Here is a 10,186-nt window from a genome sequence, read left to right as displayed (position 1 = left end):
CCCCCCCCCCCCCCCCCCCCCCCCCCCCCCCCCCCCCCCCCCCCCCCCCCCCCCCCCCCCCCCCCCCCCCCCCCCCCCCCCCCCCCCCCCCCCCCCGCGACCGGGTACGACCCGCACGAGGACGACGACAGGAGGACCCCGTGACGAGCGGACCGGACGAGCCGGAGCTGGACTCCGCCATGGCCACCGGCAACGACGAGGGCGAGCCTGGCCCGGCGACGTACCCGCTGCACGCGGACGGCGACGACGGCGCGGCCGTGGAGGGCACGGCCGAGGCCGAGCTGGCCGCCCGCGACGACGCGCCCCTGCCCGCGTCCGCGCTCGGCGCGGACGGGGACGCCGAGGACCCGCTGGCGCCGGAGTTCCACGAGCCCGGCGCCTGAGCACCCCCGCCACCACCCGCCGGACCACCCGCCAGAGCACCCGAGGAGCCCCGTGCCCGACTCCCCCGCCACCGGCCCGCTGGGCGGGCTGGACCCGATCGCCGGCGCCGCGCAGCGCCCCGGCACCGCCCTCGTCGTCGGATCGGCGGGGGTGATCGGCGCGCACGCGGCCGCCGAGTACGCGCGCGTGCCCGGCTGGACCGTGCGCGGCGCGGCCCGGCGCGAGCAGCCCGGCGTGCCGTGGCAGGCGCTGGGCGCGGACCTGTCCACCGCCGAGGGCGCCCGCGAGGGCCTGGCCGGTGCCCGCGGCACCACGCACCTGGTCTTCGCCGCGTACGTCGAGCGGGGTGACGAGCGCCGGCAGGTCGAGGACAACACCGCCCTGCTGCGCCACGGCCTGGACGCGCTGGCCGACGCCCCGCTGGAGCACGTCACGCTCTACCAGGGCGGCAAGGCGTACGGCGCGCACCTGCCCGGGGGTTTTCGCTCGCCCGCCCGCGAGAGCGACCCGCGGCTGCTGGTGCCGAACTTCTACTACGCGCAGGAGGACGTGCTGCGCGCCGAGGCGGACCGGCGCGGGTTCGGGGTGACGGTGCTGCGTCCCGAGGGCGTCGTGGGGTACGCCACCGGCAACCCCATGAACGTCCTCATGGTGGTGGCCGTGCACGCCGCGGTCAGCCGCGCGCTCGGCCTGCCGCTGCGCTTCCCCGGCTCGCGCGCGGCCGCGCAGGCGCTGTACCAGGTGACGGACGCCGAGCTGCTGGCGCGCGCCACCGTGTGGGCCGGGTCGGCACCGGCCGCGCGCGGGGAGGTCTTCAACGTCACCAACGGCGACCAGTTCCGCTGGGCGCACGCCTACGAGCACCTCGCGCGCCACCTGGGCATGGAGCACGAGGAGCCGCAGGACTTCCCGCTCAGCTCGGTGATGCCGATGCACGAGGCCCTCTGGAACCGGCTCGCCGACGAGCACGGGCTCGTGCCCACGCCCTACGAGCGGCTGGTGGGCTGGCAGTTCGGCGACTTCCTCTTCCACTCGGAGTTCGACAACGTCACCAGCACGGTGAAGGTGCGCCGGGCCGGTTTCGGCGAGTGCCTGGACAGCCTGGACCGCTTCTGCGCGCTGATCGACCGCCTCGTGGAGCAGCGGGTGGTGCCTGCCTTCCGGTGAGGCGCGACCCCGGCCGGGCGCATGCTTTGCATGACCATCCACCATCGTGCATAATCTTGCGCATGTCGAAGGTCCTCACCTCCCTGCCCGCCGGCGAACGCGTCGGGATCGCCTTCTCCGGTGGCCTGGACACCTCCGTGGCGGTGGCCTGGATGCGGGAGAAGGGGGCCGTGCCGTGCACGTACACGGCCGACATCGGCCAGTACGACGAGCCCGACATCGCCTCCGTGCCCGGGCGCGCGCAGGCCTACGGCGCCGAGGTCGCCCGCCTGGTCGACGGCCGCGCCGCGCTGGTGGAGGAGGGCCTGGCGGCGCTGACCTGCGGGGCGTTCCACATCCGCTCCGGCGGGCGCAGCTACTTCAACACCACCCCGCTGGGCCGCGCCGTCACCGGCACGCTGCTGGTGCGCGCGATGCTCGCCGACGAGGTGCAGATCTGGGGCGACGGCTCCACCTTCAAGGGCAACGACATCGAGCGGTTCTACCGCTACGGCCTGCTGGCCAACCCCTCGCTGCGCATCTACAAGCCGTGGCTGGACGCCGACTTCGTCACCGAGCTGGGCGGGCGCAAGGAGATGTCCGAGTGGCTGCAGGCGCGCGACCTGCCGTACCGCGCCAGCACCGAGAAGGCGTACTCCACCGACGCGAACATCTGGGGCGCCACCCACGAGGCCAAGCGCCTGGAGCACCTCGACGTCGGCGTCGAGCTCGTCGAGCCCATCATGGGCGTGCGGTTCTGGGACCCCGAGGTCGAGATCCCCGCCGAGGACGTCACCATCGGCTTCGAGCAGGGCCGCCCCGTCACCATCGACGGCCGCGAGTTCGACTCGCCGGTGGACCTGGTGCTGGAGGCCAACGCGATCGGCGGCCGGCACGGGCTGGGCATGTCCGACCAGATCGAGAACCGCATCATCGAGGCCAAGAGCCGCGGCATCTACGAGGCGCCGGGCATGGCGCTGCTGCACGCCGCCTACGAGCGCCTCGTCAACGCCATCCACAACGAGGACACCGTCGCCAGCTACCACAACGAGGGCCGGCGCCTGGGCCGCCTGATGTACGAGGGGCGCTGGCTGGACCCGCAGGCGCTCATGCTGCGCGAGTCCCTGCAGCGCTGGGTCGGCGCGGCCGTCACCGGCGAGGTGACCCTGCGCCTGCGCCGGGGCGAGGACTACTCGATCCTCGACACCCGCGGCCCCTCGTTCAGCTACCACCCCGACAAGCTGTCGATGGAGCGCACCGAGGACTCCGCGTTCGGCCCGGTGGACCGCATCGGCCAGCTGACCATGCGCAACCTCGACATCGCCGACTCGCGCGCCCGCCTGGAGCAGTACGCGCGCCTGGGCCTGGTCGGGCAGTCCCCGCAGCAGGTGCTGGTCGGCGCCGCGCAGGCCGCCTCCACCGGCCTCATCGGCGCGATGGACGAGGGCGGCGCCGAGGCGATCGCCTCGCGCGGGCAGGTCTCCGAGGACGAGGCGCTGCTCGACCGCGCCGCGATGGAGTCCGGCACCGACTGACGCGAGCGCCCCCGGCACCGGGGTCGTGCACGTCCAGCACACCGTCGTGCGCGCCGGGCACAGCCCGGCGGCGGTGGTCCCCGCTAGCTTCCACAGCCCCAGGACGGTGGAGGGAGCGGGGATGAGCACGCTGACGCGGGCCGAGCTGCGGCAGGTGGAGGACGCGAACGCCTCCGGGCGCCGGGTCGTGGTGTTCGTGCACGGGTTGTGGCTGCTGGCGAGCAGCTGGGACCGGTGGCGCGCGGAGTTCGAGCGGGCCGGGTACGCGACGGTCGCCCCGGGCTGGCCGGACGACCCGCCCGACGTGGCGACCGCCCGCGCCGACCCGTCCGTGTTCGCGGGCAAGAAGGTCGGGCGGGTCACCGAGCACCACCTGGAGGCGATCGGGCGGCTGCGCGAGCGCCCGGCGGTGGTGGGCCACTCCTTCGGCGGGCTGATCGCCCAGCGCCTGGCCGGGCTGGGCGCCTCGCGCGCGACGGTGGCGATCGACCCCGCCCCGTTCCGCGGGGTGCTGCCGCTGCCGCTCTCCTCGCTGCGCTCGGCCGCCCCGGTGCTGGGCAACCCCGCCAACGCCCGGCGCGCGGTCACCCTGACGTTCGAGCAGTTCCGCTACGGCTGGGCCGGCGCCCTGAGCGAGCAGGAGGCGCGCGCGCTGTACGAGGAGTTCCACGTCGCCGCGCCCGGCGCGCCGCTGTTCCAGGCGGCGACGGCGAACGTCAACCCCTTCACGGAGGCGGCGGTCGACGTGCGCAACCCCGAGCGCGGGCCGCTGCTGCTCGTCTCCGGCGAGCGGGACACCACGGTGCCGTGGGCGCTGACCCGCGCCGCCCACGCGCGCCAGCGGCGCAACCCCGGCGTGACGGAGGTCGTGGAACTGCCCGGCCGCGGGCACTCCCTGACGATCGACTCCGGCTGGCGCGAGGTGGCCGGCACGGCGCTGGGGTTCCTCACCGAGCACTTCCCGGCGCTGCCGGCACCCGGCGGTCCCGGGGGTCCCGGCGAGCGCGCCGACGACGGGCGCGACGGGCGCGACGGGCTGGCGCAGCCGGCGCCGAGCGGTGCCTGAGCCGCGTCCGGCGGCGGCGCCCCGGTACGCGCCCCGGTACGCGCCGGGGCACGCGCCGGGGCACGCGCCGGGACGGCCCGCGCCGCCGCGCGGGCGGGAGCTGCGGCGCCTGGCGGTCTCGGCGACGCTGCACTGCCTGACCGGCTGCGCGATCGGCGAGGTGCTCGGGATGGTGCTGGCGACCTGGTGGGGCTGGGCCGACGCGCCCAGCGTCGCGCTGGCCGTGGCGCTGGCGTTCCTGTTCGGCTACGCGCTGACGGTGCGCCCCGTGCTGCGCTCGGGGCTGCCGCTGCGCCGGGCGGTGCGCGTCGCGCTGGCCGCCGACACCGTCTCGCTGATCTCGATGGAGACCGTGGACAACCTCGTGATGCTCGCCGTGCCCGGGGCGATGGACGCCGGGCTGGGCGATGCGCTGTTCTGGGGCGCGATGGCCTTCGCCCTGGCCGTGGCGTTCGTGGTCACCGTGCCCGTCAACGTCGCGCTCATCGGCCGCGGGAAGGGGCACGCCGTGGTGCACGACCTGCACGCGCACCGCTGACGGCGAGCGCGGCACCGGGAGCGCCGGGAGCGCCCACGGCACCGGCGCCCCCGGCGGCGTGCGCGCGGCGCCACTCGCCGGGCGTGGTGCCGTGCGCCTCGCGGAACCGGCGCGAGAAGTGCCCCGGGTCCGCGAAGCCCCACGCCCGCGCGACCGCGGCGATCGGCCGCCCGCCGGGGCGCGCGAGCTCCTCGCGCGCCCCGGCCAGGCGCTGCTGCAGCAGCCAGGGGCGCAGCGCCACGCCGTGCGCGGCCAGCACCGCGTACAGGTGGCGCACCGAGACGTGGTGGGCGGCGGCCACCTGCGCGGCGCACAGCCCCGGGTCGGACAGGTGCCGGCGCACGTACCAGCGCACCCGCTCGAAGAGCACGTCGGCCAGCGCCGGGCGCGGGTCGCCGGCGCCGACGGAGTCCACCAGCGCCCGGAACAGCAGCAGGGTCGACTCCCCCAGCGCCTCGGCGGCGGCCGACCCGTCCACCTGCTCCGCGGCCGGCTCCAGCAGGGCGAGGTGGTGGCGCACCACGGGGTGCAGCGGGCTGCGCGCCAGCAGGGGCGCGGCGCGGCGCAGCCGCTCCACCGGCACGCCCAGCGCGTCCACGTCCAGCTGGAACGCGAGGACGTCGCCCGCGCCGGTCTGGACGTACTCGTACGGCTCGGTGAGGTCGGTGACGAAGACCTGCCCGGGGGCCAGCTCCACCCGGCCCACGGAGCCCTGGTCCAGGCGCGAGCGCCCGGCGCGCTGCAGGGCCAGCGCCACGACGCTGCTGGGGTGGCGGCGCACGTGCCGGGCGGTGCGGTGCAGGGAGAACGCGGTGCCGGCGGTGCTGAAGACGTCGCAGCGGCCCAGGCGGGTCAGGCGCGCGCGGGTGCGCACGTCGCCGGGGTCCGTGCCGTGCCGGACCTCGGTGGGCACCGAGGCGGCGCCCAGCACGGCGTGGAACGCCGCGGCCCTCTCGCGCGGCGGCAGCACCGACGTGTCCAGCACGAGCGCCACCCGGCCCACCCCCGTCCCCTCCGTGCCCGTCGCGCCCCTGGCCCGGCATCGTAGGCAGCCGGGCGCCGCGGGGGAACGCCCCGCGGGGGACGAGCGCCCTGCGGGAAACCCCGTGGCACGCGCCGGGGTGCGGCGGCGACGCTGGTGCGGTGAGCGCGACCCCGCCCCCGCCGGTGCACCTGCGCCGCGAGCAGCCGCGGGACCGGGACGCGGTCCGCGCGCTGCACCTGGAGGCGTTCGGCGAGCACGGCCGGGTCGTGGCCGACCTCGTCGAGGACCTGCGCGCGCTGCTGACGGCCGACCCGGGCCTGTCCCTGGTCGCCGAGGCCGGCGGTCGGGTGGTCGGGCACGTGGCGCTGACCGCCGCGGTGCTCGACGCGCCGCGGCGCCTGGTGCGCGTGGAGGTCCTCAGCCCGCTGGCCGTCGCGCCCGCCGCGCAACGGCGCGGCACCGGCTCGGCGCTCGTGCGCGCCGCGCTGGCGGACGCGGCCGAGCGGTCGGTGCCCGCGGTGTTCCTCGAGGGCGACCCGGGGTACTACGGGCGGCTGGGGTTCGGGGCCGGGGCGGCGCACGGGTTCCGCAAGCCGTCGCTGCGCATCCCCGACGCGGCGTTCCAGGTGGTCCTGCTCGACGCCCGCGAGCCGTGGATGACCGGCACGCTGGTGTACCCGGAGGTGTTCTGGCGCCACGACGCGGTGGGCCTGCGCGACCCCGCGGCCTGACGGGGCGCCCCGGCGGCGCCGGGTGCCGGTGCCCGGACGGCGGCGCTCAGGTGACGTCGAGCTCGCCCTGCACCGGGACCTCCTCGACGAGGTCGGGCCCGTCGTTGCGCGGGCTGTTGACCGCGGTGGAGACCACGCGCGGCACCAGGTGCGGCTCGGGCACCGCGTCGAGGACCTGCTGCACGAGCTCGGGGTCGGTCAGCTCCGGGTCCAGCCAGTCGTCGCGCATCCCCGGCGGCACGACCAGCGGCGTGCGGTCGTGGATGTGGCCCAGCGCGTCGGAGGCGCTGGTGGTGATGACGGTGAACGTCCACCGCCAGCGCTCGGGGTCGTCCTCGGCCTTGGCCGGGTCCGGCCACAGCTCGTACAGGCCCGCGAAGGCCAGCACCTCGCCGTCGGGGTCGTGCAGGAAGTGCGGCACCTTGGTGCCGTCCTCGCGGCGCTGCCACTCGTAGTAGCCGTCGGCGGGCACGAGCAGGCGGCGCCGGGAGGCGGCGCGCTTGTAGGAGGGCTTCTCCAGCACCGTCTCCACGCGCGCGTTGATCATCTTGTTCCCGATGGCGGGGTCCTTGGCCCAGGACGGCACCAGCCCCCAGCGCAGGGTGCGCAGCTGGCGCACGGCCGCGGCGTCCGGGGCGTCCTGCGGGGCGCGCTGCAGCACCGCCCGCGCGCGCTGGGTGGGCGCGACGTTCCACGACGGCCGCAGCGCTTCGCCCACCACCTCGCCGACGTCGAAGAGCGCCACCAGGTCGGCGTCGGAGCGGGACAGGGCGTAGCGACCGCACATGCGGGCAGTCTCGCCCCACCCCCCGACACCGCGCAGCCCCCGCGCGGCAGCGGCAGCGCTCAGCGCGCGGCGGGCCGGGCGGCGATGGCCAGCAGGTCGCGCGCGGGCCCGGGGGGGGCGCGCCCCGCGCGGCCACACCGCCCGCAGCGAGCGGGTCAGGTCCACGTCGCGCACCGGCACCGCGACCAGGCGGCCCAGGGCGAGGTCGTCGCCGACGGCCAGGGCGCTGAGCACGGCCGGGGCGGTGCCGGCGGCGACGGCGGAGCGGATGGCGCTGGTGGAGGACAGCTCCAGCAGCGGCGCGGCGGTGGGCCTGTGCTCGCGCAGCGCCGCCTCCAGGGCGGTGCGCGTGCCCGAGGCCGGTTCGCGCTGCACCAGGCGGGTGCGGGCCAGCTCGCCGGCGCTCACCGGTGCGCGCCGGCGCGCCCACGGGTGGGCCGGGGCGACGACGACCACGAGGCGGTCGCGGGCGACGGTGCGGCTGGTCAGGCCGGGCGGGGCGGCCGGTCCCTCCACGAACCCGAGGTCGGCCTCGCCGGCGCGCACGGCGGCGGCGACCTGCTCGGAGTTCACCGCGTGCAGGCTCACGGCGGTGTCGGGGCGCTCGGCGGCCAGGTGCACCAGCCAGCGCGGCAGCAGGTGCTCGGCGACGGTCAGGCTGGCCGCCACCCGCAGCTGCTGCTCGCCGTCGCGGCGCAGCGAGGCGATGCCGGCCTCCAGCACGGCCGCGGCCTGCAGGACGTCGCGGGCCCAGTCGGCCACCAGCGCACCGGCGGGGGTCAGCGTGGAGCCGCGCGCGCCGCGCGCGACGAGCGGCACCCCCACGAGGCGCTCGAGGCCGCGCACGCGGGCGCTGACGGCCGGCTGGCTCAGGCCGTGCTCGGCCGCCGCCCGGCCCAGGCTGCCGGTGGCGGCCACGCGCAGCAGCAGCTGCAGGGAGTCCAGGTCGGGCACGTGCGACAGACCCGTCCCGCGCTCGACCACGCCGGAACCCTACGCCGCCCACGCCACGACCCATCAGCGCCGCTGATGGGTCCATCGCCGCGGGCCACCTACCGGGCCCGGCCCGGCGCGCCGACGCTGAGGAGGACGGGGACGGGGACGGGGACGGGGCGAGCGGGGCGGGGTGGGGGACGTGGTGGTCGCGGTGGCGGGTGCCGCGCCGGGCGCGGTGCCGGGCCACCGGGGCGGGCCGTGGCCGGGCCTGGTGGCGGTGGGCGCGGGCACGGCCGCGGCGTGCGCGGCCGCGGCGCTGGTGCCCGGGCTGGGCGCGGCCACGGCGGCGGTGCTGCTGGGGCTGGCGCTGGCCGCCGGGGTGGGCGCGCTCGGCGGCGCCGGGCTGCGCGAGCGGCTGCGGCCCGGCACGGAGCTGGCCGCCCGCCGGCTGCTGCGCGCCGCGGTGGTCCTGCTGGGTCTGCAGGTCGCGCTGCCGCAGGTGGTGTCGCTGGGCGCCGGCGGGCTGGCCGTGGTGGTCGCGACGGTCGCGGTCACCTTCACCGGCACGCGGTTGCTGGGGCGGGTGCTGGGCGTGCCGCCGGCGCGGGCGCTGCTGGTGGCGTCCGGCTCAGCCGTGTGCGGCGCGTCGGCGGTCGCCGCGGTGCGCGAGGCGACCGGCGCGGACGAGGAGGACACCGCGGTGGCGGTGGCGCTGGTGACGCTGTGCGGGAGCCTGGCGATCGTCGCGCTGCCCCTGCTGCGCGCACCGCTGGGCCTGGACCCGGCGGCGTTCGGCGCGTGGGTGGGCGCCAGCGTGCAGGACGTGGGGCAGACCGTCGCCACCGCCGAGCGGGTGCCCGGCGCGCTGGCGGCCGCGCTGGTCGTCAAGCTCAGCCGGATGGTGCTGCTGGGCCCGCTGGTGGCCGGGCTGGTGCTGGCCCGCCGCCGCGGCGGGCGCGCCGGCGCGGCCGGCGGACGGCGCCCGGCGGTGGTGCCGCTGTTCGTCGCCGGGTTCCTCGCCGCAGTCGCGCTGGCCGGTGCCGGGCTGGTGCCGGTGCCCGTCCTGGACGCGGCCCGGCGGGTGCAGGAGGTGCTGCTGGTGGCCGCGCTCGTGGGGCTGGGCGCGGGCGTGCGGCTGACGGTGCTGCGGCGCACCGGCGCGCGCGTCGTCCTGCTGGCGCTGGCGTCGTGGGCGCTGGTGGCGGGCACGGCGTACGCGGGCGTGCGGCTGCTGGGCGCCTGACCCGTCCCGACCGCACGACCACCCCCAGATGCACAACCAAGGTTGTGCATCTGGGGGGACCGCGGTAGCGTCGTCCCCGTGGACGGCGGGGACGAGGAGGGCGGCGGCCGCGGCCCCCTGCCGGTGGAGGAGGACCTCGTCCTGCTGCTGACGGCGGCCGCCGCGGGCGCCACCGCGGCGGTCGAGGACGCCCTGGCGCAGGCGGGTTTCCCGCTGCTGCGGGAGCGGCACGGCTACCTCGTGCAGCACCTGGTGCCGGGACCGCAGCCGGTGCGCGTGCTCGCCGAACGCCTCGGCGTGACGCAGCAGGGCGCCTCGAAGATGGTGCTCGAGCTCGAGCAGCTGGGCGTCGTGACCAAGAACGCCGGTCGCGACGCGCGGGTGCGCGAGGTGTCGCTGACCGAGCGCGGGCACGCCGTGGTCGCCGCCGCCCGCGAGGCCCGGCGGCGCTTCCGCGACGAGCAGCGCCGCCGCACCGGCGCCGAGGAGTACGAGCGCCTGCGCTCGGCCGTCGAGCAGGTCGCCCGCTCCACCGGGGGCCTGCAGGCGCTCGTCGACCGGCGCCTGCGCCGCGACTGACGCGGACGTCCCGCCGCGGCGGCGGGTGGTGCGGAACCCCCGCACCGGAACACCCCTGTCCCCACGACCCCTGTTCCTGCGACCCCTGTTCCCGCGACCCCGCAGAGGAGCGACCGTGACCGCCACCGTCACCGAGACGCCGGCCGGCACCAGCAAGGGTGCCACCGGCCGGATCGCCCGAGTCATCGGGCCCGTCGTCGACGTCGAGTTCTCGGCCGAGACGATGCCGGATCAGAACAACGCGCTGACCACCGAG

Annotated in this window: 9 protein-coding genes and 2 pseudogenes; 8 read left to right on the top strand and 3 right to left on the bottom strand. The window is 77.7% G+C overall.

From position 1 onward, the window contains the following. The first annotated feature begins 140 nt into the window (after positions 1–140). The 5 genes from ACRYMN_RS20065 (at position 141) to ACRYMN_RS20045 (ending at position 4,669) form a co-directional block, all read left to right on the top strand. Positions 141–383 carry a hypothetical protein gene (locus tag ACRYMN_RS20065; RefSeq protein ID WP_432499035.1) on the top strand — a complete coding sequence of 81 codons (243 nt, stop codon included), beginning with the start codon at positions 141–143 and terminating at the stop codon, positions 381–383. Between the two features lie 52 nt (positions 384–435). Beyond that, a complete protein-coding gene (locus ACRYMN_RS20060; RefSeq protein WP_432499032.1) occupies positions 436–1,551 on the top strand; it encodes an SDR family oxidoreductase in 1,116 nt (371 codons plus the stop codon). A 62-nt stretch (positions 1,552–1,613) separates the two neighbouring features. Further along, complete coding sequence (argG, locus tag ACRYMN_RS20055) at positions 1,614–3,065, top strand: argininosuccinate synthase (RefSeq protein WP_432499029.1); 1,452 nt, start codon at positions 1,614–1,616, stop codon at positions 3,063–3,065. A 121-nt stretch (positions 3,066–3,186) separates the two neighbouring features. Next, positions 3,187–4,131 (top strand): alpha/beta hydrolase, encoded by a 945-nt coding sequence (locus ACRYMN_RS20050; protein ID WP_432499027.1) that lies wholly within the window; start codon positions 3,187–3,189, stop codon positions 4,129–4,131. Next, positions 4,124–4,669 carry a DUF4396 domain-containing protein gene (locus tag ACRYMN_RS20045; RefSeq protein ID WP_432499025.1) on the top strand — a complete coding sequence of 182 codons (546 nt, stop codon included), beginning with the start codon at positions 4,124–4,126 and terminating at the stop codon, positions 4,667–4,669. Before ACRYMN_RS20050 ends, ACRYMN_RS20045 begins: the two co-directional genes overlap by 8 nt. Here the strand turns inward: ACRYMN_RS20045 and ACRYMN_RS20040 are convergent. Then, positions 4,614–5,672, bottom strand: a complete 1,059-nt coding sequence (locus tag ACRYMN_RS20040) for a helix-turn-helix domain-containing protein (protein WP_432499022.1) — start codon at positions 5,670–5,672, stop codon at positions 4,614–4,616. The two genes, ACRYMN_RS20045 and ACRYMN_RS20040, sit on opposite strands and share 56 nt — an antisense overlap. 164 nt (positions 5,673–5,836) lie before the next feature. Between ACRYMN_RS20040 and ACRYMN_RS20035 the strand changes: the two genes are divergently transcribed. After that, entirely contained in the window at positions 5,837–6,385 is a 549-nt protein-coding gene (locus ACRYMN_RS20035) for a GNAT family N-acetyltransferase (protein ID WP_432499038.1), read from the top strand. A 46-nt stretch (positions 6,386–6,431) separates the two neighbouring features. Here the strand turns inward: ACRYMN_RS20035 and ACRYMN_RS20030 are convergent. Beyond that, positions 6,432–7,160, bottom strand: a pseudogene (locus ACRYMN_RS20030) (SOS response-associated peptidase); the annotation flags it as partial. A 71-nt stretch (positions 7,161–7,231) separates the two neighbouring features. Continuing rightward, positions 7,232–8,156: pseudogene (locus tag ACRYMN_RS20025) on the bottom strand (LysR family transcriptional regulator). A gap of 142 nt (positions 8,157–8,298) precedes the next feature. Here ACRYMN_RS20025 and ACRYMN_RS20020 point away from each other — a divergent pair. Both ACRYMN_RS20020 and ACRYMN_RS20015 read left to right on the top strand, forming a co-directional pair. Next, positions 8,299–9,351, top strand: coding sequence for a YeiH family protein (locus ACRYMN_RS20020; protein WP_432499020.1), 1,053 nt, complete (start codon positions 8,299–8,301; stop codon positions 9,349–9,351). Between the two features lie 78 nt (positions 9,352–9,429). Continuing rightward, the gene (locus ACRYMN_RS20015) at positions 9,430–9,930 is read left to right on the top strand and encodes a MarR family winged helix-turn-helix transcriptional regulator (RefSeq protein ID WP_432499017.1); all 501 of its coding nucleotides are present in this window, start codon (positions 9,430–9,432) and stop codon (positions 9,928–9,930) included. Positions 9,931–10,186: the final 256 nt, after the last annotated feature.

Source organism: Kineococcus gypseus, assembly GCF_050871305.1.
GTDB classification, from domain to species: Bacteria; Actinomycetota; Actinomycetes; order Actinomycetales; family Kineococcaceae; genus Kineococcus; species Kineococcus gypseus.
The sequence above is the reverse complement of the archived record's forward strand: the minus strand, read 5'-3'. Positions and strand labels throughout refer to the sequence as shown.

Bases quoted from the DNA above. Each gene is read 5' to 3' on its own strand.
- ACRYMN_RS20050 (WP_432499027.1), top strand. From the start codon at position 3,187: ATGAGCACGCTGACGCGGGCCGAGCTGCGGCAGGTGGAGGACGCGAAC.
- argG (WP_432499029.1), top strand. From the start codon at position 1,614: ATGTCGAAGGTCCTCACCTCCCTGCCCGCCGGCGAACGCGTCGGGATC.